The organism is Gordonibacter faecis (genome assembly GCF_030077735.1).
Classification (GTDB): domain Bacteria; phylum Actinomycetota; class Coriobacteriia; order Coriobacteriales; family Eggerthellaceae; genus Gordonibacter; species Gordonibacter faecis.
In genome coordinates this window covers 13532-36657 of sequence record NZ_JASJEU010000001.1, presented here as the reverse complement: position 1 = coordinate 36657, position 23126 = coordinate 13532, and the positions used below count along the sequence as shown (strand labels likewise).

Annotated in this window: 17 protein-coding genes; 3 read left to right on the top strand and 14 right to left on the bottom strand. The window is 61.5% G+C overall.

The window, feature by feature from the left end:
• The first annotated feature begins 471 nt into the window (after positions 1–471).
• Positions 472–2280, top strand: a complete 1809-nt coding sequence (gene ade, locus QNJ86_RS00125) for an adenine deaminase (RefSeq protein ID WP_283830535.1) — start codon at positions 472–474, stop codon at positions 2278–2280.
• A gap of 118 nt (positions 2281–2398) precedes the next feature.
• Here ade and QNJ86_RS00120 read toward each other — a convergent pair whose 3' ends face one another.
• Positions 2399–4051 (bottom strand): S-layer homology domain-containing protein, encoded by a 1653-nt coding sequence (locus QNJ86_RS00120; RefSeq protein WP_283830534.1) that lies wholly within the window; start codon positions 4049–4051, stop codon positions 2399–2401.
• Positions 4052–4165: 114 nt separating this feature from the next.
• Here QNJ86_RS00120 and QNJ86_RS00115 point away from each other — a divergent pair, with 114 nt between their 5' ends.
• On the top strand, positions 4166–4753 hold the full coding sequence (locus tag QNJ86_RS00115; protein ID WP_283830533.1) for an NUDIX hydrolase: 588 nt from the start codon (positions 4166–4168) through the stop codon (positions 4751–4753).
• Positions 4754–4877: 124 nt separating this feature from the next.
• Complete coding sequence (locus QNJ86_RS00110) at positions 4878–8165, top strand: DEAD/DEAH box helicase (protein ID WP_283830532.1); 3288 nt, start codon at positions 4878–4880, stop codon at positions 8163–8165.
• Positions 8166–8177: 12 nt separating this feature from the next.
• On the opposite strand, the gene accD is transcribed toward QNJ86_RS00110, so the two are convergent.
• From accD to QNJ86_RS00045, 13 genes are all read right to left on the bottom strand, one after another.
• The gene (gene accD, locus QNJ86_RS00105; RefSeq protein WP_283830531.1) at positions 8178–10754 is read right to left on the bottom strand and encodes an acetyl-CoA carboxylase, carboxyltransferase subunit beta; all 2577 of its coding nucleotides are present in this window, start codon (positions 10752–10754) and stop codon (positions 8178–8180) included.
• Positions 10755–10790: 36 nt separating this feature from the next.
• Entirely contained in the window at positions 10791–11240 is a 450-nt protein-coding gene (fabZ, locus tag QNJ86_RS00100) for a 3-hydroxyacyl-ACP dehydratase FabZ (protein WP_283830530.1), read from the bottom strand.
• Positions 11241–11504: 264 nt separating this feature from the next.
• The gene (fabF, locus tag QNJ86_RS00095; RefSeq protein ID WP_283830529.1) at positions 11505–12788 is read right to left on the bottom strand and encodes a beta-ketoacyl-ACP synthase II; all 1284 of its coding nucleotides are present in this window, start codon (positions 12786–12788) and stop codon (positions 11505–11507) included.
• The gene (fabG, locus tag QNJ86_RS00090) at positions 12785–13549 is read right to left on the bottom strand and encodes a 3-oxoacyl-[acyl-carrier-protein] reductase (protein WP_283830528.1); all 765 of its coding nucleotides are present in this window, start codon (positions 13547–13549) and stop codon (positions 12785–12787) included. The genes fabF and fabG overlap by 4 nt, the downstream gene beginning before the upstream one ends.
• A 13-nt stretch (positions 13550–13562) precedes the next feature.
• Entirely contained in the window at positions 13563–14723 is a 1161-nt protein-coding gene (locus QNJ86_RS00085; RefSeq protein ID WP_283830527.1) for an ACP S-malonyltransferase, read from the bottom strand.
• A gap of 12 nt (positions 14724–14735) precedes the next feature.
• On the bottom strand, positions 14736–15713 hold the full coding sequence (locus QNJ86_RS00080; RefSeq protein WP_283830526.1) for a nitronate monooxygenase: 978 nt from the start codon (positions 15711–15713) through the stop codon (positions 14736–14738).
• 54 nt (positions 15714–15767) lie between these two features.
• Complete coding sequence (locus tag QNJ86_RS00075; RefSeq protein WP_283830525.1) at positions 15768–15986, bottom strand: acyl carrier protein; 219 nt, start codon at positions 15984–15986, stop codon at positions 15768–15770.
• 168 nt (positions 15987–16154) lie between these two features.
• Complete coding sequence (locus tag QNJ86_RS00070; protein WP_290994574.1) at positions 16155–16607, bottom strand: MarR family winged helix-turn-helix transcriptional regulator; 453 nt, start codon at positions 16605–16607, stop codon at positions 16155–16157.
• A 66-nt stretch (positions 16608–16673) separates the two neighbouring features.
• On the bottom strand, positions 16674–19052 hold the full coding sequence (locus tag QNJ86_RS00065) for a ribonuclease R family protein (RefSeq protein WP_283830523.1): 2379 nt from the start codon (positions 19050–19052) through the stop codon (positions 16674–16676).
• 4 nt (positions 19053–19056) lie between these two features.
• Positions 19057–20343: a S41 family peptidase gene (locus QNJ86_RS00060; RefSeq protein WP_283830522.1), complete on the bottom strand. Its 1287-nt coding sequence runs from the start codon at positions 20341–20343 to the stop codon at positions 19057–19059.
• 16 nt (positions 20344–20359) lie between these two features.
• Positions 20360–21268: a permease-like cell division protein FtsX gene (ftsX, locus tag QNJ86_RS00055; RefSeq protein ID WP_283830521.1), complete on the bottom strand. Its 909-nt coding sequence runs from the start codon at positions 21266–21268 to the stop codon at positions 20360–20362.
• Positions 21261–22103: a cell division ATP-binding protein FtsE gene (ftsE, locus tag QNJ86_RS00050; RefSeq protein WP_283830520.1), complete on the bottom strand. Its 843-nt coding sequence runs from the start codon at positions 22101–22103 to the stop codon at positions 21261–21263. Before ftsE ends, ftsX begins: the two co-directional genes overlap by 8 nt.
• Positions 22104–22156: 53 nt before the next feature.
• Entirely contained in the window at positions 22157–23125 is a 969-nt protein-coding gene (locus QNJ86_RS00045; protein ID WP_283830519.1) for a transketolase family protein, read from the bottom strand.
• Position 23126: the final 1 nt, after the last annotated feature.

Genomic DNA, 23126 nt, shown 5'->3' with positions numbered 1-23126 from the left:
TTTTCCCTTCCTTTCCCTGATACGATCAGATTCCAACCGAACCCTGCAAATCATCTGTTTCATTTCCTGTGGCATTTATGACCCCTCTCATTTAATAATGAAACAAAACTACTAATAATAATGCGTTTACCGATTAGAAGAACATTTTCAACTCAGAAATTTAATTACATTATTTATCTTATGATTATAAAAAAGTAATATATGTCAACGGCTCTGTCAACATGGAAGCAGTATCAACACTATAAGCACCAACCTGTATAGTAAAGCTTTAGTTACTTTTGCTCGTTTAACTAAGCGTTATGCTGGCCGAACCTATTAAACTCTTCAATACATCTTTGTTACGAATTACATACCTTTGCGCATTCCCGTTGGAATCTTTTTCTCTTGGTTGGTCTTGGTAATGCAAGAAGCGATAATGGCGGCGTTGGGTTGTGTTGTGGTGGTGGCAATCTGCTCTCTAAGGAGACTGACATGATTAATACCTTTTGTAAGAAGCCGTTGTGGGAGTGTTCGCAGACGTTGGCGGGGGTGGCGCAGGGGCGTGAGGCGGCTGACCTCGTGATCACACATGCGAAGCTGGTAAATGTGTGTACGGCCGAAATCCAGGAGGACATCGACGTGGCTATCGCCCAAGGGCGCATTGCTTACGTCGGTCACGCCGACCACTGCATTGGCGAGAACACGCAGGTCATCGACGCGCAGGGGCAGTATCTCGCACCCGGATTCCTTGATGGGCACATCCACGTGGAGTCTTCCATGATGGGCGCCGGCGAATACGCGCGCGCGGTTGTGCCGCACGGCACCACGGGCATCTACTGGGATCCGCACGAGGTCTGCAACGTGCTTGGCCTCGACGGCGTGAAGGTGATGGCGGAAGACGCCGCGCGCACGCCGCTCAAAGCGATGATCACCACGCCCTCGTGCGTACCGGCTGTGCCTGGCTTCGAAGACACGGGCTCGTTCGTGGGCCCCGATGACATCGCGGAATCCATGAACTGGCCCAACGTCGTCGGCCTCGGCGAGATGATGAACTTTCCCGGCATCCTCGCCGGCACCGACCACGCACACGGTGAGGTGGCCGAAACGCTGAAGGCCGGCAAGATTGTCACCGGCCACTACTCGCTTCCCGAGACCGACCAGGGCCTCAACGCTTACGTCGCCTCCGGCGTGCGCTGCTGCCACGAGTCCACGCGCGCCGAAGACGCGCTCGCCAAGATGCGCCTCGGCATGTATGCACAGCTGCGCTACGGGTCGGCCTGGAAAGATTTGCCGGTACTGGCCGAAGCGGTGCTCGCACAGGACATCGACACGCGCTTCGCCCTGCTGGTGAGCGACGACACGCACCCGCACACCCTCGTAGCCGACGGGCACCTCGACCACATCGTGCGCGTAGCCGTAAGCCTAGGCATCGACCCCATCACCGCCATCCAGATGGTCACCATTAACTGCGCGCAGTGCTTCCAGATGGACCACGACCTAGGCTCCATCACCCCAGGCAAGTGTGCCGACCTCGTATTTTTGGATGACCTCGAGCACCTCCAGGTAACACGCGTACTCATCGACGGCGAAGTAGTGGCCGAAAACGGACGCGCGACGTTCGACCTGCCGCCTTTTGAATTCCCTGCGTGGGTGACGCACTCCATGCACCTCGACCGCAAGATCACGCCAGACGCGTTCGCCATCCCCGCGCCCAAGGGCACCGCCGAGGACGACACGGTGCGCATTCGCACGATTGAGGTTATCCCCGGCAAGGTGGGCACGCGTGAGACGCACGTGGATTTGCCCGTCGTAGATGGCCGCTTGGAATCAGACGTTGACCAGGACGTCCTCAAGGCATTCGTATTCGAACGTCATCACGAAACAGGAAAGTTTGGCTACGGCTTTACCAAAGGCTTTGGCATCAAGCGCGGCGCGATGGCCTCCACGGTGGCACACGACGCACACAACCTGCTAGTGGTGGGCACGAACGACGAAGACATGGCGCTCGCTGCAAACACGCTTGCCACCTGCGGCGGCGGCATGGTTGTCGTCGCCGACGGCGAGGTGCTGGGACTCGTGGAACTGCCCATCGCCGGCCTGATGGACGCCCTGCCCGCCGAAGAGATGAGCGAAAAGGTTCACGCCCTCGAAAAGACCTGGGCCGAGATCGGCTGCACCATGCCCTCCCCCTTCATGACGATGGCCCTGATTCCGCTGGCCTGCCTCCCCGAACTCCGCCTCACCAACCGCGGCCTGGTAGACTGCACCACGTTCCAGTTCGCGAATTTAGAAGTTGAGTAAACCTCCCGCTCGCTGCAAAAGCGGCAGGAACCTTCCTCTACACGAAAGGTCGGCGAAGCTCACTGCTTGCCGACCTTTCTTCTACCTACAAACGTACCTCACGCGCGCCCACATCACCTCACGCATGCGGTGGCTTGCAGACCTTGCAGGGTCGATAGCCTCTCGACTGCGCAGAGCCGGCGCTCATATACGTCAGGTTCTTTGACCTGCTGAGCGTCGGGCACCAATCATAGTGATAGCTTTTGCCCGATTTGGTCACGCACACCGTCGCACTCAAATCTGGACCCGGCGGCACAGGTTCCGGCTCCGGATTCACCACTGGCGGCACAGGCTCCGGTTCAGGCTCTACGACAGGCGGCTCATAGCGCAGAGGACCTTTGTCAAACCAGATGCTCGACGCATCGGTAAAGCCGCTGATCGTTCCCTGAATGTCCGTCCGGAAAAATCCGTTGCCGGTCAGAAGCGACAGCACGTTATCGCTCGGAGCCGCTCCGCATGAGATAATCGAGAAGTTCGGCGTTGCCTGCGCGACAAGCGCCTCGTTCGTGCCCGCATCAGATCCATGGTCGCTTACCTTGAGAACATCCACATGACCAGGCGTGCACTGCACCAAGGCATCAGCGGTGGCATCGCCCGTAAAGAGGAACGTCTTACCCGCGTAGTCGATATGCAGAACCGCCGAGCCAGCACCAACCGTCGCATCAGGCGCTACAAACGTAGCGGAGTAGGTCGCATCATACGCCCCGTCGCTCCACCCTTTCCCTGCAACGGCGCGCGTCACCGTTGTGGCCTTGGCGTTCAGCGTGTCGAGCATACCTTCCCAGCTCTCGCCCTCAGCGCACGGCGGCGCATATACGGTGCCGATGGCAAACGCCTCCGCAACCGCTGCCATACCGCCCACATGGTTAGCATCAGCGCAGGTAGCAACCACGTAATCAATCCGCGTGTAACCAAGCGACTTCACGTACTTCACCACGGCAGGCCCATTCGCTGCCGAACCAGCATCAATAAGAAGGCATGTTCCTCCGGGAAGTTCCACGAAGGTGGCATCGCTCTGGCCAACGGCAAGGAAGTGGCTTTTCAGCAGGTCGGGCTGGCGAACGCCACCATCGGACAGCACGAGCACCATCTTAGCCGTCTCGGCACGCGTGGCGCCGTTGCGTGCATTGATGGTAGGCGTTGCCCCCATGATGCCGTTTTCCGCTGCCCACGACACGGGGCCCTCAGCCCACACGTCGATGCTCGAACGATCGGCGTATTTGCCCAGGCGATCGGTGTCACTCACCGTTTCCACACCCATGAACGTTTCAGCAAAGCGCGCCACCATGGCGGCAAGCTCCTGACGCGACACCGGATCATAGGGGCGAACGCGACCGTCGGCACCCTTGAGAATGCCCGTCTGCTCAGCCCAGTTAAGCGCTCCCGTGAACCACTCGTGCGACGGAGCATCCGTCCATGACGTCGCATTTTCCGGATAGTCGCCCTGCAAATCCTCGCCCGCAAGACGCGCGAGAATGGTTGCCACCTGCGCGCGCGTCACCTGCGCATCAGGCTGAAAACTCACCGTCCCATCAGGATTATCAACACCCTTGATGAGCCCCTCTTCAACCGAACGATCCACAATGCCCGACACCTGCGCCCAGTGATCGTCAGGCACGTCGGCGAACTGGCTTGCCCACGCGCTCGGCGCACACAAAAACGCACACACGAGCGCCAGCGCGGCCGCAAGCAGCGCCGCCCGGACAGACACCCTCTTCCTCACGCGTTCCATCTTCTCATCCCCTCTCTTCGCTTGTCGATCTGCTTAGTATAATCCTTTCACACATATAATGGACACGTGAGAAGACGAGCGGCACACGAAGTAGCAAACGGGTACAATACCCCCATGACACTCATTGACGACATACGCAGTTACCAGCCTTTTAATGAGCAGGAAGAGGTTGATCGGCAGGTTATTGTGCGGCAGATGGAAAGCGACCCGTGCGTGTTTGATCGCGACTCGCTGGCGCATATGGCGTGCTCTATTTGGACGGTTGACCCCACCGCCTCACAGACGTTGCTTGTGTACCACAACATCTATAACTCCTGGTCGTGGATTGGTGGGCATGCCGATGGGGAGCGTGACCTTGCGCGGGTGGCGCTGCGTGAGTTGCAGGAGGAAACCGGCGTGGTGGGCGCGCGCCTTGTCACCTCGTGCGGACCGGGCGGCATCTTCTCACTTGAGGTGCTCACGGTGGATGGGCACGAGAAGTGCGGCACGTACGTGGGCTCGCACCTCCACCTCAACGTCACCTACCTGGCGGTGGCCTCTCCCGACGAGCCCTTGCGCGTCAAGCCTGATGAAAACAGCGGCGTGCGCTGGGTGCCTCTAGAAGACGCCATCGCGCTTTCCACCGAACCCTGGATTCGCGACCGCATCTATCGCAAACTCATCGACAAGCTGGCACTGGTTGACCTCGCGCTTCTTTCGTAACGCGCCCCGAATATCCGTGCATGAACTTCCTCCCTTTTCCAAAGTTCGCTTTTCTTGCGGAAATTATACGAACTAACGTTCTTATACCTTATACTCTTTTTAAGGCTTCAACGCAAGGAGGATCATGATTTCTGAGGACGAACTTGAGCGGCACTGCTACGCGCGCACAATGCAGCGCGCACGCGCCATTGCGTCCTCCGACCGCAACATCCTCACGAAGCAGGCGCGCTACGAGGGCAGCGAGGCCATCCTCAGCGCGTTTGTGGCCAGCAGCCACGGCTGGAACGACCGGTACCGCACCTCAGCCAGCATCGACGAGGACGAAGACCTCATTGTCGACTACTCCTGCAGCTGCCCCGCCTTCTTTGAATACGACGGCATGTGTAAGCACTGCGCGGCGCTCGTGCTTTCGTATAACGACGCGCCCGAGCGGTTCCTCGGCTACCGCACCCACCGAACGCACACGACCACTGCCGGCCTTTCTGACCTGCTGCAACGCGGAAAACTAGCAGCCGCAGATAAAGCCCACGGCACCATCGACATCGAAACGGCGCTCACGTATGGCTACGGCAATTGGTCCGCGCGCTTCAAACTGGTGGGGCCGCACGGCTCCTACGTCATGAAAAGCATCTCCGAATTCGTTGCACGCATGCGCACCGGCGAGCGCTTTTCCTACGGCAAAAAGCTTTCGTTTGCCCACGTCCCTGCCGTGCTGAACGATCACGCACGCGCCGTGGCCCACTTTCTCGAACGCGCGGTTTCGCTGCGCGGCCAGACAAGCAGCGCGCTTTACGGCCGGTTTGGAAGCCATCCAGAAGTGGGCCGCAGCCTGGATTTGTCGGCCTTTGAACTGGTCGAACTGCTCGACATACAGGCCGATCACCCCTTCACCGTAGAAGCCACCGACCGCTCCATGCGCTCTGTTACCACGGCCCATATCGTTGAAGGCAATCCACACCTGGAAGTGACGCTGCAAGAAACCTCAGGCGGCTACGACATCACGGGTCCCGATGACGCGAAAGCGGCAGCCGAAGGCGGGCGGCTCTACGTGTGGCACGACGATATCTTTTACCGCTGCTCAGCAGACTACGCGCGCACGGCCGACTTCCTCTGCGCACTCTTTGACAACGGAGGTCACCTCTTTGTGAGCGAGGAAGACCTGCCGCTCTTCTGTTCAACACTGCTCCCTCTCATTGAAGAACCCCTGGTGGCGAACGTGCCGCCCGAGATCGATGCCTACCGGCCCGTCCCCTGCCAGCTGGAATTTTACTTCGATAAGGACAACCACACGGTTACCTGTTCGGCCCAAGCGGTGTATGGCGAGCGACGCTTTCACCTGTTCGAAGAGGGAAGCACGGACGCCGCGCGCACGACAACCGGTGAGCACGCAGCCTCCCGCCCCGCGCCATTGCGTGACGAAGCGGCGGAAGCGCAGGCACGCTCTTTGGTGGAGCGCTACTTTGATACCAGTAGCAAACCCCCAACGATACCACTGGCCGACGATGCCGCGGTGGGTGACCTCCTGTTCGGCGGCCTCGCCGCGTTCCAGGAATTGGGCACGGCGTTCACCACGCCCGCCTTCGACCGCCTCCTGTTCGACGGCTCACCACACGTCACGGTGGGGCTCTCGCTCGTGGGCAACCTTATTAACCTGGAGGTATCCGCGGATGAGTTGCCAGCCTCGGAGGTGGCGGCGCTGCTGTCAAGCTATCGGCTGCGCAAACGCTTCCATCGGCTCAAAAGCGGCGTGTTCCTTGACCTTGCGGGGCTTGACCTGGCGCACCTCGACCAGCTAGCCGATGACTTCGGCATCTCGGCGCGCAAGCTGGCCTCCGGCACCGCAGAACTTCCCGCTTACCGTGCTTTCTACCTGGACGAACAGCTGCCCGAAGCCCGACGCGAAGAGTCCTTCTCGCGCTACCTCGAAAGCCTGCGCACCAAAGGCGAGCGCATCCACCCGCTGCCGCCGGACTTTGCGGGCACCCTGCGCCCCTACCAGGAAGAAGGCTTTCGCTGGATGAACTCGCTCGCCGACCGGGATTTCGGCGGCATACTGGCCGACGAGATGGGACTCGGCAAGTCGGCCCAGCTTATCGCGTTTTTACTTGCGCGCCGAGACGAGGCACGTGCCGTTGGTCCCAGCCTTATTGTGTGCCCCGCCTCACTTGTGTACAACTGGCTCGCCGAATTCGAACGCTTCGCACCCACGCTCGACGTGCGCGCCGCCGTGGGCACAAAGTCCGAACGCCTGCGCATCCGCGCCGAAGCGTTCTCTGGCGGTGCACAGGCTTGCGACGTGCTGGTTACCTCGTATGACCTGCTGCGCATCGATGCCACCGACTACGCGGGGCGCGCGTTTTACACGTGTGCGCTCGACGAGGCGCAGTACGTCAAGAACCACGCCACCAAAACGGCACGCGCCGCCAAGCGGGTGGAGGCGCGCCACCACTTCGCCCTCACGGGAACGCCGATGGAAAACCGCCTGAGCGAACTATGGAGCATCTTCGACTTTCTGATGCCCGGGCTTCTGGGGTCCTATCTGCGCTTTCGCGAGCGCTTTGAATTGCCCGTTATGGGTGGTGACGAAGACGCCGCGCAACGTTTGCGCACGCTCGTGGGCCCCTTCATGCTGCGCCGCCTGAAAAAAGACGTGCTGGATGACTTGCCCGACAAGCTGGAATCGGTCGTGCACGTTCGTTTGGAAGGCGAACAGCGCAAACTCTATGTCGCTCACGAGCAGCGCCTGCGCGACCGCCTCGCCGAACAAAAGAAAGAACGCCGCAAGAAGGGTTCCCATCGCCCCGCGAATCCGGAGAAGCGCGTGGAGGTGCTGGCCGAACTCATGAAGCTGCGGCAACTCTGCTGCGACCCGCGTCTGATTTACGAAAACGCCGCCGAGGGCGCAAAGCTGGCAGCGCTGGTGGAGCTGGTGGAATCCGCCCGCGACGCTGGCGAGAAAACGCTCGTGTTCTCCCAGTTCACCAGCTTCCTTGCGCTCATTGCCGAGAAGCTGGAAGAGCACGGCGTACCTTACTACACCATCACGGGCGCCACGCCAAAGAAGCGCCGGCTGGAACTGGTAAACGCCTTTAACGCCGACGACACGCCTGCCTTCCTCGTATCGCTCAAGGCAGGCGGCACGGGCCTTAACCTAACCGGCGCCTCATCGGTCATCCATGCCGACCCGTGGTGGAACGCCGCCGCGCAGAACCAAGCCACCGACCGCGCCCACCGCATCGGCCAAACCCGCGTCGTGGGCGTGTGCAAGGTAGTGGCCGAAGATACCATCGAGGAACGCATCCTGCGCCTACAAGAAGCAAAGAGCGAACTCGCCGACCGCGTGGTGGGTGCGGAGGGCGTTTCGCTCTCGTCTCTCAGTGAGGATGAACTGCTGGAATTGTTAGAGGGCTAGCGCGCCTTTCACCTAGAACCGAGCAAACCGCGCACGGCGGGCGCGCAGCAGTTCATCGGCGGGCACCGCACCCAGCTCGTCAAGCGCCGCAACCACATACGCACGCACGCCTTCAGCCGCACGTGCGGGGTTTTCATGCGCGGGAGCAGGCCCTTCGGAAAGCACCGCATCCACAATGCCCATCTGGCGTGCCTCTTCGGCGCTCATCTTCATGACGGCCGCCGCCTCGGGTGCGCGCGTGCGATCCTTCCACAAAATGGAAGCGAAGCCCTCCGGCGACAACACCGAGTACACCGCATGCTCCTGCATGGCCACGCGATCAGCCAGCGCCAACGCCAGCGCGCCACCACTGCCACCTTCGCCCAACAGCACGCTCACCACCGGCACGCGCAACCCCGCCAGCGCCATGAGGTTATCCGCAATAGCATTGCCCTGCCCGCGCTCCTCGGCCTCCATGCCACAGAACGCACCCTGCGTATCCACCAGACACACCACCGGTCGCCCAAACTTTTCAGCCTGCCGCATCAGCCGCAAACTCTTGCGGTAGCCTTCCGGCTGCGGGCACCCGAAGTTGCGACGGATACGCTCCTTCAAGTTGGCACCCTTCTCCTGGGCAATAACCGTGACAGCTTGTCCGCCAATCCAGCCAAGCCCACACACCACCGCCGCGTCATCACCGAACGCGCGGTCGCCGTGCAGCTCAATGAACCCTTCCACAAAGGCGTCAATATAGGCAAGCGAGGTAGGCCGATGGGTGTTGCGCGCCAGCTGCACACTGTGCCACGCACGGTTCGCCGGATCTGCCCCACGCACCTCGTCCGCATCATCAGGCACTCCATTGACCTCAAGCGATGCGCCTCCTTCCGCATCAAACCCGCCGCGGGAGAGCGCCTTTTCCAAACGCTTGGAAGACACCGTACTCGCATGCCGCTGCTCGAAGCGCCCCGCGATATCCGACAGAAGGCGGCGCGCCCGCCCCTGCCGCCACGTCGACGACTCACCAAAGGGCAACCCCTCAGGCGACAAGTCACCATACGTCACCGTGTTGTACGTATCGGTGCCATGCTCCAAGTTGTGCTGCACCGTCTCGTAGTCCACCAAAATGGCGCGCTCCCCCGGCGCCGGCGCACTCTTATCAACCGTCGCCAGGTGAAGAGCCAACAGATGCGCCAAAGTAGCACGCAATTCACTGCGCTCCACAATGGCATCGATCAGACCATGCTCCAGCGCGAACTCTGCCGTTTGGAAGCCCTCCGGCAATTCCTGCTTGATAGTATCTTTGATCACGCGCTGGCCCGCGAAACCAATAAGCGCGCGCGGCTCAGCCAGAATCACATCGCCCTGCATGGCAAACGATGCCGTCACGCCACCGGTCGTGGGGTCAGTCAGCACCGAGATATACGGAAGCCCCGCCTCGTTGTGACGCGCGAGCGCACAGGACACCTTCGCCATCTGCATGAGCGACACGAGGCCCTCCTGCATACGCGCCCCACCCGACGCGGTAAAAATCACCACCGGCAGGCGCTCTTCGGTGGCATACTCCACCAAACGGTGCAACTTCTCGCCCACCACGGAGCCCATCGAGCCCATGAAGAACTGCGACTCCATGATGCCCACTGCCACGTGCAGCCCCGCAATGCGGCCAACGCCGGTACGCACCGCTTCCTCAAGCCCCGTTTTCTCCCGCTGAGCAGCCAGTTTGTCAAGGTAACCGGGGAAGGCAAGCGGGTCACCTTCCGCCACAACCTGGTCCATCTCAACAAAACTCTCGGCGTCAAGCAAATCGTTGATGCGCTCAATCGACGACATACGGAAGTAACCGCCACAGGTGGGGCACGTGTAGTGCCCCGAAGCCAGGCTTGCTTCGTCGAACTTGAGGCCGCAGTGCGGACACGCGCGCCACGCGCCACGCTCGATGGCGGGCTTATCAGTGGTGCAGAGCACCCACCCCAAAAGCGGCGCCTCGGCGCTGAGCGGCTTAAACACACGCACGCCCTGCGCAGACGCACGCGCAAGGAAACTATCAACCTCAGCAAGCGGCAGCGATTCGTCACACAAAAGCACCGTCGACGCGCCACATTCCTCAACCGCCGTAAGCACCGCATAGCTGTTACAGAAGAGCGCATCGGAATACTTCTCACCCAAACACACCGCACGCGGCGCCGCCTTGAGCGGCGCCTCAAACCGATGATCCTGCGTGTAAGCAACACACGCGGTAAACCCCGCGTCGGACACCGCCTGCAACAGGCGTTTCGCCGTTTTGGGTCGCGCCATCAAAAGCGCAACAGGCAACGCATCGTGCTGCGCCGCGCCACCTTCCGCATCAGCAGCGCCCACCTGCGCGGCAGCAGGACGCGGCGACGACGTGGCCACACTCTGCGGAATGGACGTGTATTCCGACATGTCGGCCGCATCGAGGGCGTTCGGCGCAACCGGCAGGGCCGCCGCAGCCTCTTCCGCCATGCGTGTCAGGCGATAGGCAACGTCAGCCGCCTCACACTCCGGCTCCTTGTCCGCGCTCACGGCGCCCGGCATGAGCACCGTGCCGTCGGATGCGATGGTGATGTAGTCCTGTCTGCGCTGCTTCATCGAACAACCTCTCGCTTCATTACGCCTGTCGACTGCCTAGGCCTCCGCCTTCGCCAGCACATACTTCTGCGTCGCCGTGGCACACACCGCGCCCTCAACGCTCGCCTCCACCTCGGCCACGCACAAACGCGACGAGGACTTCACTATGCGCCCCTTGAGCGTGAGCGTCTCCCCCGGCTCCACCTGGCGGCGAAACTTCGCGCCATCAATGCCCGTGAGAAAGCCGATGGATCCTTCCGCGCCGCGCTCCACCAGAATGCAGAACGAGGCTGCCTGCGCCAACGCCTCCATAATGATGACCCCCGGCAGCACCGGATGCCCCGGAAAATGCCCCGTAAACAGGGGAAGCGAAGGATCAACGTCAAGCTCCGCCGTCACCTCAACCCCCGGCTCACACGCCACCACGCGGCTCACCCAACAAAACGGCTCCCGATGCGGCAAAACCGCCTCAACAACCTCTCTCCCACAAGGATACGTTATGTCCACAGTGGTTCTCCTTCTCATTCAATGCGTCGCCCGCCTCCCAACGAACCAGTGGGTCAACGGCAGTTGGCGGCAAGGGCAGAGCCCTTGCCCTACGGTGAACCCGCAGCGCCCTCGGTTGTCATCCCAAGCGGCAACACCCAAAGGCGAATTCTCAACTTCGGCCAGCGCGGTACGGGGTGATGTCCACAAAGCGAGTTCCGCAGCGAAGCGAGGACTGTCTGAGCGACTGGGCATTACCCCGTGCCGCGCGTCCCGCAGGTTGCCCTAAGCGCAATACGGCGAAATCGCCAACGACGCGTTGTGTCCGCCGAAGCCCAAAGAGTTCGACAAAGCCACCTTCTGCGGATACCCCATCTTAGCCTCGATCACCACGTTCACCGGACACTCCGGATCCGCCTCCGCAAATCCGCAGGTCGGCGGCACGCACTCGTTCGCCACGGCAAGCGCCGTCACAATAGCCTCAATAGCCCCCGCCGCGCCGAGCGTATGCCCCGTCGTACCCTTCACCGAGGTCACCGGCACCGCGCGCCCCGCCTCGTCGCCGCAGAGCGCCAACAGCGCCTTGGACTCGGTGGCGTCGTTTGCCGGCGTCCCCGTGCCGTGCGCATTCAAATGCCCCAGGTCATCAGGCGTGAAGCCCCCTTCGGCAAGCGCCTGGCGCATCGCCCGCACCACGCCTTCGCCCGAGGGCTCAGGCGCCGTCATGTGGTAAGCATCGCCCGTCGAACCAAAGCCCGTGATCTCGGCCAGGATGTTCGCTCCGCGCGCCAGCGCGTGCTCCAGCGACTCAAGCACCACCGCGCCCGCACCTTCGCCCGCCACAAAGCCCGCGCGCCGCACGTCGAACGGCAACGACGCCTGCGTAGGGTCTTCTTCCTTCGAAAGCGCACCCAAGTTCGCAAAACCCGCAAGGCAGATAGGCGACACCGATTCCTCCGAACCGCCCGCCAGCGCCGCATCAATATAGCCATGGCGAATATCGCGCACCGCCGTGCCAATAGAGTGCGCTCCGGTAGCGCACGCCGTCACCACGTTCAGACACTCGCCGCGCAGCCCGTAGCGAATGGAGAGGCTCCCCGCCGCAATATTGCCAATCATCGTAGGGATGAACAGCGGACTCACACGCTTCGGCCCCTTCTCGGCCAGCGTAAAGAAGCCACTCTGCAACTCGTCGATGCCACCGATGCCGGTGCCAAACACACACGCAATGCGCGTGGTGTCTTCAGCTTCCAAATTGAGCCCTGACTGAGCAAGCGCCTCGTCGGAAGCCACAATGGCGTACTGCACGAAGCGCTCGAAACGGCGCGCCTCCTTCTTGGAGAGGCCGTGCTCGGTCGCATCAAAATCGCGTACTTCGGCGGCGATGTGCACGTCGTAGTCCGTCGTGTCGAAGCGCGTCACCGGACCAATGCAGCACGTGCGCCCCATGACCGCGTCCCAGAGCGCCTGCACGCCCACACCGGCGGGCGACACCGCGCCCATGCCCGTGATTACCACGCGATGCGTACCGTCCGCGCGGCGCGTGGCCGCGTTCACGTTCTCATTCATAGCGCCATCCCCCCATCAATGCAGATCACCTGGCCGGTAATGTAGCCAGACCCCGAACTTGCCAAGAATCGCACAAGCGCCGCCACCTCTTCCGGTTCACCAAAGCGACGCGCCGCAATGCGCTCAGCGATGGCGTTGCGCTGCTTGTCGGACAGTTCGTCGGTCATGTCGGTGGCAATAAAGCCCGGCGCCACCGCGTTCACTGTGATGTTGCGAGCGGCCAACTCGCGCGCAAGCGACTTCGTGAGGCCGATGACGCCCGCCTTCGAAGCCGCGTAGTTCGCCTGCCCCGCATTGCCGGACACGCCCACCACGCTCGCCATGTTCACGATGCGCCCGTAGCGCTGCTTCATCATACGCTGCGCCGCCGCCTTGCAGCAGTTGAACGTGCCCTTGAGGTTGACGTTAATCACCGCGTCGAAGTCCTCTTCTTTCATGCGTACGGCCAGGCCATCGCGCGTGATGCCCGCGTTGTTCACCAGCACGTCAATACGGCCGAACGCCTCGTGTGCCGCGTCGATCAGCGCCTGCGCCTCAGCCGCATCGGCCACGTTCGCCGCCTTCGCGATGGCGCGCACCCCATGAGCGGAAGCCAGTTCGTCGGCCAGCGCCTGCGCATCGGCAAGCCCGCGCTCGCTCGAGCAGTTCACGCACACATCGTACCCAGCGGCGGCCAGCTTCTCAGCCACCGCACGCCCAATGCCGCGGCTCGAGCCAGTGATAACCGCGCTGCGACGCAGGGTTTCGGTATTCTCGGTCATACAGGCAAAACTCCTATTCAGAATCGGAAAGGAAGGCATCGAAACTCGCGCGATCCTGCACACAAACGCGCGTCGCTGCCTTGTCGATGCGCTTCACCAGGTTCGTCAAAACGCCGCCGAAGCCCACTTCAACGAACGTGTGAGCCCCCGCCGCACCAAGCGCCTCAACGCTCTGCTGAAAGCGCACCGGATGCGTGAGGTGCTGCACCAGGCTCTCACGCGCCTCATCAGCGGAAAGCGGAGCAGCCGTAACGTTGCACACAAGCGGAATACGCGCCTCAGCAAACGCAACATTGGCCAAATAAGCAGCCATCCCCTCAGCAGCCGATGCCATGAGCGGACTGTGGAAGGCGCCAGACGTGGCCAAACGCGAAGAGCGCTTCCCCACCTCAGCCCAGGCCGCCTCGGCGCGCTCAACCGCCGCCGGTGTTCCCGCAATAACAATCTGCCCCGGACAGTTAAAGTTCGCCGGCACGAGAACGTCCCCCTGCGCACATTCTTCGCAGAGGGTAATAATGCTTTCCTCATCAGCCTTCAAAAGCGCACTCATCACCCCCGGATGTTCGGCAGCCGCCTCAGCCATAAGTTCGGCGCGCGCCTTCACGAAGGCAAAGGTGTCCTCGTCAGAAAGCATGCCCGAAAGAGCGAGCGCGCTCACCTGCCCAAGAGAGAACCCCAGCACCGCCGCCGGCTCCACCCCCCGCGCCATGAGCGCCCGAGCAATGGCTACCGTCAGCACACACAACGCCGGCTGTGCATTCCGCGTATCATTCAACGTGCCAGCGTCCGCATGCAACACAAGGTCAGCCACATCAAACCCCAACACATCAGAAGCGCATTCAAAGACGCCAGCCACTTCAGGCACGTCCAAAAGGTCCGCCCCCATGCCAGGCCTCTGCGCCCCCTGCCCCGAGCACAAAAACACCGGAGCACCAGCAGGAATGGCAAAAGGAAGCGCCCCTGAACCGGGCTGGACAGCGGAATCAGCCAAGCGAGCCTCCCCTTCAGAGTCTTGCTCCGTTTTCTCTAGCAACCCCCCACAGGGCTGGGCGGCGGTGTCCACCAAGCGAGTTCCGCACGAGCCGAAACGTCCAGTGGACGTTTCGTGCGAGTCAGGACTGCCGAGCGACTGGGCACTGCCACCCAGCCCTCCCCCAGGTTGAAATTCAGCCATCAAAAACCCTTCCTACAAAGCCCGCTCGCGCCGAGCATTCGCAGCCGCCATCGCACTCAAATCCAGCGCTCCTAATGCCTGCGCCTCACCCACCATCTGCGCAATCACCTCAGCAGCCGTCCCGCGCGCCCGCACCAATGCCGCCGACTGCCCCGCCATCATGGCGCCATTATCCACGTCGCCCTCAACCGCGCGACGCAAGGAGCCCACATACATGGCCTCCAACTCGTCACCGTTCGCAGCCACGTTGCCCTCAAGCGAGCGCACCTTACGCGCAAACTTGTTCTTGAGGCAGCGCACCGGATGCCCACTGCCGCGCCCGGTAACAATGGTGTCGGCATCCTTCGCGGAAAGCACCTTCTCCTTGTATGCGTCAGCGATAGTGCACTCGTCCACCGTGAGGAAGCGCGTACCCACCTGCACGCCCTCTGCGCCCAGCGCAAAGGCGGCAGCCATTCCGCGCCCATCAGCAATACCACCTGCGGCAATGACTGGGATAGACACCGCGTCGCACACCGCCGGGATAAGCGCCATCGTGGTGAGTTCACCAATGTGGCCGCCCGCCTCGGTGCCTTCGGCCACCACGGCGTCCGCGCCAAGGCGCTCCATACGCGCTGCGAGCGCACTTGAAGCCACCACCGGCACCACCTTGATGCCCGCTTCCTTCCACATCGGAAGATAGTTCGCCGGGCTGCCCGCACCTGTAGTAATCACATCCACGCGCAGCTTCACCAACAGTTCGGCCAGCTCGGCCGCGTTCGGATCCATGAGCATGACGTTCGCACCGATGGGTTTATCGGTGAGTGAACGGGCGATGCGCACCTGCTCTTCCACCCAGTCGAGCGGCGCGCCGCCGCACGCGATGATGCCGAGACCACCCGCCTCGCTCACCGCACCCGCCAGGCTTGCGTTGGCGATGCGCGCCATGGCGCCTTGGATGACGGGCACCTCAATGCCCAACAGTTCGGTTACTCGCGTATTCATGCCCATGCTTCTCCCTCTCAAAAACGTGAGGCCCCTGATCGGGGCCCCTCCAACCCTCTGTTACAGCGAGTCGATGTGCGCAACCAGCTGGCCGATGGTCTCGATACCCTCGGGCTCGCCGAATTCAACGTCGCACTTTTCCTCGAGGTCGCAGATAAGTTCAACCATGTCGAGCGAGTCAATGCCAAGCGACTCCAGCGTGGCGTCCTCGGTGATGGCATCAGCGTCGAGGTCGAGGTTCTCAACGAGCACTTCTTTCACGGTATCAATGGTAGCCATGATGTTCCCTTTCGTTCCAAATTAGTTTGATAATCAAAGTATTTCTCTACGGGTAATGATACGGGCACGTTGCCTCGCCGACAAGACCCGCGCTGCGCCCTCCACGATTTCTGCGCCGACGCGCCTCACGCGAACCGCGATGCACGAACCGCGCATACGCACACAGGCCTATTCTTGAGCGTCGAAAAACGCCTTCACCTTGACAAGCGCATCGGCAAACACGCGCTCTTCTTCGTCGGTGAGGTCGGCCAGAGCCTCGTCAATCATTTGATGATGGAACAGATTATGGGCGCGCAGCACCTGGCGGCCCTTCTTGGTGAGCGACACCAGCACCACGCGACGGTCGTCTTCGGAGCGCGAGCGCTCGATGAAGCCCTTCTTCGCCAGTTTATTCACCGCCGTGGTGAGCGTGGCCAGCGTGACGCCGAGGCGGGCGGCTACCACGGTCATGGGGTTGCGCTCATGCAGGCCCACGGCCACGATGGTGTGGACCTCGGTGATGGTGAGCCCGTGCGTCAGTCGGTTGTCGAGTGAGCGCTCTTCAATGCGCAAAATGGAGTTGAACGTGCCGGACAACAGCTCATCAAGCTGCTCACGCCGCTGCACTGCTACCGGGGGCATTTCAGTTTTCCCCACGACGTCCTCCCCCCGTTGCTCTCTCTCACGCTTCTGCATGCGGCACCTGCATCATGCCTCGTCATTCGCCAGGCGAAAATCAAGCCGACGCGCACGCGTATCAGCGTTCGTCAGCACCACGGCAAGCCGCTGTCCCAGGCGAAACGAGCGCCCCGTCTCCTGCCCCGTCAACCGATGCTGCACCGCGTCGAACGCAAAGTATTCTTCGCCCAAATAGCGCACCGGCACCAGCCCCTCCGCCGTATTGTCAAGGCGCACGTACAGCCCATACGTTGCTACGCCCGACACCACCGCTGAGAACCGCTGCCCCACAAAGGCCTCCAGGTACTCAATGATCTTGAGCTCCTGCGACTCGCGCGCCGCCTTCTCGGCCACACGCTCCATGTCGGAGGAATGCTCAGCAATCCAAGGAAGGGAGGAAACCTCCTGCGAATACGTTTCAGAGCGCTTCGTCAGCTGCGCCTTCAGCATCCGATGCACCACAAGGTCAGGATAGCGCCTGATAGGAGATGTGAAATGCGTATACGCCGCACTCGCAAGCCCATAGTGCGGCTCACAAACCGGCCGATACACCGCGCGCTTCATAGAGCGCAGCAGAAGCGAGGACACCAACTCACCCTCCGGCCGCCCCGCACTCGCCGCCAGCACTTTCTGCAACACCTGCGCATCCCCCGCCACGAACCTGTTCTGATCCACGTCCTTGAACCACGGGAACTCCTGGAACACGGGAATAAGCGCCGCCAAATTGTCAGCCGCCGGCTGCTCATGCACGCGAAACAAGCTGGGAAACTTCGCATCCCGCAAATGCGCCGCCACCGTCTCGTTCGCCAGGATCATCGCCTCTTCAATGAGCGACGTAGCATCGGTCTTGCGGCGCAAGTCAATCCCCACCGGATGCCCCTCACCATCCAGCCGCACCCGCGCCTCCACCGTATCAAAGTCAAGCCCTCCCGCACCCTCCCGAGCCGCAGCCCGCGCCCGAGCAATACGAGAAAGCTCCTTCAACCGCCAAGAAAGTTCCTTGCCAAGCTCCGAACCCCCCTTGGAGCCGATCTGCTCGGAGGTGTCCACAAAGCGAGTTTCCCCTTCGGGGACTTGCTCCGCTTCGCTTCGCGGCGCCGCACCCCATGAGCCGGACAGTCCAGTGGACTGTCCGTGCGAGCAGGACTGTCTGAGCGACTGGGCTCCTCCGGGCAGATCGGCGGTGTCAGAGCGCGAATCAATCATCTTCTGCGCCTCATCATAAGAAAGCCGCGCAGAAGAACGAATAAGCGCCGGATACAAGTCGTACCCCACCAGCTGAGCCCGCTCATCCAAGTAAAGATCAGCCGTTATGGTGCGCCGCACCTCACCAGGCTTCAACGAACACAAATCGCCCGACAATTCCTCCGGCAACATAGGGATAACCCGGTCAACAAGATACACACTGGTAGCCCGCCGCCGCGCATCAAGGTCAAGCGATGAATTCCACGGCACGTAGTGCGAAACATCCGCAATATGCACCCCCAACCGCCACCGAGCAGCCCCCATCCCCCTCTTATCCACGACGCAGACCGACTCAGGAATGTACTCTGAGGTTGAACCCTCACCCTCAGAAGAGAAACTATTCAACCCAGAGCGGCTGTTGTCGGAGGTGCTCACCAAGCGAGTTCCGCACGAGCCGAAACGTCCAGTGGACGTTTCGTGCGAGCAGGACTGTTTGAGCGACTGAGCATCTCCGGCAGCAGTCGCGCTCTCGCAGGTTGAAATCGCTTCCAAAGACACCGCATCGTCAAAGTCCCGCGCATCGGCCGGATCAATAGTAAACGTGAAGCGCTCACGAAGGTCGCGATACTCACTGGCCAGCGCCCCCGTTTCATCGAGTTCCGCCGCACGCGCCTCCGCCAACGCCGCGTCGGAAAACGAGGTTTCCAGCTTGTGGCGCGCCACAATAACGTCAACCGAGACGCGCGCGTCATCCGCCATTCCTAGAACTTCTTCAATGATACCCATGGCCGCCGTATTGCGCGTAGGAAACTCCGTCACGCGCACACGCACAAGCGCTCCATCAGGCACGTGCGGAAAATCAGCGCGCATCGTAAAAATGTCGTAGGGAATGCGCGTGTCCTCAGGGACTACCACGCCGAAAGGTTCCGCCACTTCGTAGCGCCCCACCAGTGAGTCATGCGCACGGTCGAGCACGCGCACCACACGCGCCGCAGGCTGGTCATCGGATGAGCCGCCCTGATGCGGCTGTTTACCCGATCCACGTGGGGGAAGCGGGGCCACCTCCACGAGGTCGCCGTCGAACGCGCCCCCCATTTTGGCGGCGGGCACGAAGAAGCCCCCTTCGGCCGTTTCCACAAAGCCGAAACTACCAGAGCGCACGGACAGTACGCCACGGGGATTGCTGCGAGGACGGCGGCGCGTATGCGACCGCGTGCGCGGCATGAGGCTACTCCTGCACGAGGGATTGAGCGGTTTCCAGAGCGAGGCTCTTCTGACTGTCGCCGGCAGCCTCACCAGCGAGGCCAATGGTGATATTAGGCGCCACACCCACGCCATTGATCTGGCGACCCTGCGGGCTCAGATAGTAGGCCGCCGTGTAACGCAGCGCCCCGCCGAAGCTCAAGTCGCGCACCACCTGCACTGAGCCTTTCCCGAGCGTAGACGTGCCCACCAGTGTGGCACGCTGACTCTCCTGCAAAGCGACAGCCAGTACCTCGGCGGCCGCGGCCGTGTTTTCGTTCACCAGCACCACCAAAGGCTTGTCAGTAGCTACCGAACCCGTAGCCGATTTCGCACTCTTACCATCTTTGGTTTCAATCTGCACGATGGTGCCACTCTTCACAAAGAGGCTGGCCACATCCACGGCCTGCGTAAGGAAACCACCCGGGTTATCGCGAATATCCAGTACGAAGGAGAGCGCCCCCTGCGAGGCCAACTCGCCCACCGCTTGCTTCACCAACGAGGAAGAGTTCTGCGTAAGCTGACGCAGCTTGATGTAGCCCACCTTGTCGTCAAGCTCGGTCGTGACGTTCTTCACGTCATACGTGGAGCACGTAAGCGTTGTAGTGAATTCCTCGCCACCTTCGGCCTCAAGCGTTGCGGGGCGGCGCCACGTTACCACGACGCTTTCACCTTCGCCACGATCGAGCGCACTCGTCACCTCGTTCATGGACCATTCCTGACCTCGGTCGCCGTCAACGGCCACCACGAAGTCGCCCACGCGCACGCCCGCGGCCTGCGCCGACGAGCCGTCGAACACATCAACTACGTAGGCAAGCCCGTTGTACTCGGAGAACAGAACGCCAATGCCCGCATAGCTGCCGGAGCTATCTCCCACCAGCGAAGAATAGCGCGCCGGATCGTAGTAGCGCAGGTAGGCGTCTTGTGTGACATCGGAGAAGGCATCAAGCACGCTGTCGGTGGCGGCATCGAGGTCGTAGGAATCCAAGCTGTCGTTAGCCAGCGCATCTTCCACTTCTGACACGCGGGCCGACAGCGAGTTGTACGTGGTTTTGTCCTTGCCCGACGCCGGCCCCACGGGAGCGCCTGTGGCTTCCAGCACCGGGCCAAAGCCGAGCGACTCCAGCAACGGCGCATCGCCACGCACAAAGAAGCCGGCAACAAAGGCAACGCACACGCAAATGACCAGCGCAAAACTGCGCGCGAGGCGCTGGTTGCGGAGCCGCGCCTTATGCGCGGAAGCCGCCTCAAGCCTGTCCGTGTGCTTCGCCATACCGCTTAAGCCCTGCTTACACCTTCAAGTAGCGGCGCATGGCCAGAGCCGAGCCCAGCAGACCGATGATCAGGCCAGCCAGAACAAGACCACCGTAGATAAGCAGGAAGGTGTCCAGCCCCACGTTAAACGACAGGAATTGCAGCGCGCTCTGCAGTTGCGGCAAAGCCACATTGCGCAGAAGCTCCAGCACCCCCACCGCCAACAGCGAGCCAATAATGGCGTGCAGCGCGCCTTCCATAAGGAAGGGCCCGCGGATAAAGCCGTTCGACGCACCCACCAGGCGCATGATGGCAATCTCCTTGCGGCGCGCCAAAATGGCCAGGCGGATGGTGTTGTTGATAAACACCATGGCGATGAAGATAAGGAGCGCGATGAGCGCGATACCAATGTAGCGCACGTAGTTCGTCACCGAGAAGAGGTTCTCAACGGTCTTCTGACCATACTTGAGTGCTTCGGCCGGGTCGGTCGGGTTGTCCGTGATCTCGCGATACGTGGCGTCGCTTTCGATGGCCGAGGCCACCTGCTCCACCAGCTGCGGGTCGGACAGCTCCACATCAATAGAGCGCGGCAGCGGGTTTTGTCCGTCGAGCGAGTCGATGATGTCGGAGTTCGACGTGGAGCGGAAGTTCTCAAGCGCCTGATCCTTGGTGGTAAAGCCCACCGAAGCCACGCCTTCAAGCCCCTCGATGTAGCTCTGAACCGCCTTGATGTCGGCATCGGAAGCATCGTCGGCCACGTAAGCTGTGATGGACACTTCGCTTTCCACCGACGACACAATGTTCTCCACGATGATGCCGCCCACCAAAAACACGCCGATGATCAGCAGCGACAGGAAAATGGTAACAATGGAGCCCAAGGCCGTGGACAGGTTGCGCGTGAAGCCCGTGAGGGACTCCTTGAGGAAGTACACGAAACTAGACATCGAAGCCGTACACCCCCCGGTCCTGATCGCGAGTCAGATGCCCGCGGTCGAGCGCGATAACGCGACGACGCATGTTGTCCACCATCTCGCGGTCGTGCGTAGCCACCAGCACCGTGGTGCCGGTGCGGTTAATGCGCTCGAGCAAGTCCATGATGCCGCGCGAGGTTTGGGGGTCCAAGTTACCGGTGGGCTCGTCACACACCAGAAGCGGCGGGCGGTTCACGATAGCACGCGCAATGGACACGCGCTGCTGTTCGCCACCGGAGAGTTGGTCGGGACGCTTGTTGAGCTTGTCCTGCAAGCCCACCAGGCGCAATACCTCCGGCACCTGCGTCTTAATAACGTGGCGCGACTTGCCAATAACCTCAAGCGCGAACGCGACGTTTTCAAACACCGTCTTGTTCGGCAACAGCTTGAAGTCCTGGAACACGCAGCCGATGTTGCGGCGCAGATACGGCACGCGCCAGTTGCGCATGCTGGTGAGGTCTTCGTCCGCCACATAGATATGACCCTGCGTGGGCTTCACCTCGCGGATGAGCATGCGAATGAATGTGGACTTGCCGGAACCGGAGTGGCCCACGAGAAAGATAAACTCACCCGCATAAATTTGCAGCGTAATATCGTTGAGTGCCGGCTTGTTAGGCTGGGCCGGATACACCTTCGTCACGTGGTCAAACGTGATAACCGGTGTGCCCGCCTGCTGAGGTATATCGTCTACCTCCAAAACGGGCAGCGACGCGGAAAGTTGCGTGGTCGCTTGCCGGGAATGAGCCGCATGGGCGCCGCTGCGGCCAGCTTGGCGCGCGGATCCCCCTTGGCTGGGAACGTTCGTCACAGAGTGCTCCGTTCTTGTGGTGATGTGCTGAGACGGGCTAGATTCTATCAGACTTACTTTCGCGCCATGGCGTTCTTCACAGCTTCGACAATCGCCTTCGCATCCAGGTTGAAATAGCTTAACAGCTCTTCGAACTCGCCCGACTTGCCGAAGGCATCGCGCATGCCCACGAACTCTACGGGAGCCGGATGCGTGCGCGCAAGCGTCTCGGCAACGGCCGAGCCCAAGCCACCCATCACGCTGTGCTCTTCGGCCACCACGGCGCAGCCAGTCTTGGCCACCGATGCAGTGATGGTTGCCTCATCGAGTGGCTTCACGGAGAAGGCGTCAATCACTTCCGCGGAAATACCCTCGGCCGCTAGCTGTTCGGCCGCCTTGAGCGCCTGCTCAACCTCCACGCCGCAAGCGATGATGGTGGCATCCGTGCCTTCGCGCAGTACGTAGGCGCGGCCCACCTCAAGCTCCACGTCGTCGGCGTACACACACGGCACCGAGGCGCGTCCCATGCGCACATACACCGGACCCGGCGTGGCGGCGGCCAGACGCAGCGCAGCGCGGGCGGCGGCGTAGTCAGCCGGCACGAGCACGCGCATATTCGGCAGACCGCGCATGAGCGACACGTCTTCGAGCATCTGATGACTTCCACCATCAGGGCCAACGGAAATGCCGGCGTGCGTCGGCGCCACCTTCACGTCCAAGTTGGAGTAGCACACCGTGTTGCGAATCTGGTCGTAAGCGCGCCCCGTGCCGAACACGGCGAAGGAACCCGTGAACGCCACGTGGCCCGTAATGGCCAGGCCAGCGGCCACGTCTATCATATTCTGCTCGGCAATGCCGCAGTTGAACAGGCGATCGGCGAACCCTGCGTCGGCGAACTTCTTCGTGGTGGTGGAACCCGTGAGATCGGCGTCCACGGCCACCACCGGCACGCCTTCTTGGGCCAACTCCGCCAGCGTCACGCCAAAGGCCGCACGCGTTGCTTTTTTCACCTGAGCCTGAGCCTCGTCTGCAAGCTTAACCACG

Excerpts from the sequence above, each read along its gene's own strand:
- ade (WP_283830535.1), top strand. The coding sequence starts at position 472 with ATGATTAATACCTTTTGTAAGAAGCCGTTGTGGGAGTGTTCGCAGACG.
- QNJ86_RS00120 (WP_283830534.1), bottom strand. The coding sequence starts at position 4,051 with ATGGAACGCGTGAGGAAGAGGGTGTCTGTCCGGGCGGCGCTGCTTGCG.
- QNJ86_RS00115 (WP_283830533.1), top strand. The coding sequence starts at position 4,166 with ATGACACTCATTGACGACATACGCAGTTACCAGCCTTTTAATGAGCAG.
- QNJ86_RS00110 (WP_283830532.1), top strand. The coding sequence starts at position 4,878 with ATGATTTCTGAGGACGAACTTGAGCGGCACTGCTACGCGCGCACAATG.
- accD (WP_283830531.1), bottom strand. The coding sequence starts at position 10,754 with ATGAAGCAGCGCAGACAGGACTACATCACCATCGCATCCGACGGCACG.
- fabF (WP_283830529.1), bottom strand. The coding sequence starts at position 12,788 with ATGAATGAGAACGTGAACGCGGCCACGCGCCGCGCGGACGGTACGCAT.
- fabG (WP_283830528.1), bottom strand. The coding sequence starts at position 13,549 with ATGACCGAGAATACCGAAACCCTGCGTCGCAGCGCGGTTATCACTGGC.
- QNJ86_RS00085 (WP_283830527.1), bottom strand. The coding sequence starts at position 14,723 with ATGGCTGAATTTCAACCTGGGGGAGGGCTGGGTGGCAGTGCCCAGTCG.
- QNJ86_RS00080 (WP_283830526.1), bottom strand. The coding sequence starts at position 15,713 with ATGGGCATGAATACGCGAGTAACCGAACTGTTGGGCATTGAGGTGCCC.
- QNJ86_RS00075 (WP_283830525.1), bottom strand. The coding sequence starts at position 15,986 with ATGGCTACCATTGATACCGTGAAAGAAGTGCTCGTTGAGAACCTCGAC.
- QNJ86_RS00070 (WP_290994574.1), bottom strand. The coding sequence starts at position 16,607 with ATGCCCCCGGTAGCAGTGCAGCGGCGTGAGCAGCTTGATGAGCTGTTG.
- QNJ86_RS00065 (WP_283830523.1), bottom strand. The coding sequence starts at position 19,052 with ATGCCGCGCACGCGGTCGCATACGCGCCGCCGTCCTCGCAGCAATCCC.
- QNJ86_RS00060 (WP_283830522.1), bottom strand. The coding sequence starts at position 20,343 with ATGGCGAAGCACACGGACAGGCTTGAGGCGGCTTCCGCGCATAAGGCG.
- ftsX (WP_283830521.1), bottom strand. The coding sequence starts at position 21,268 with ATGTCTAGTTTCGTGTACTTCCTCAAGGAGTCCCTCACGGGCTTCACG.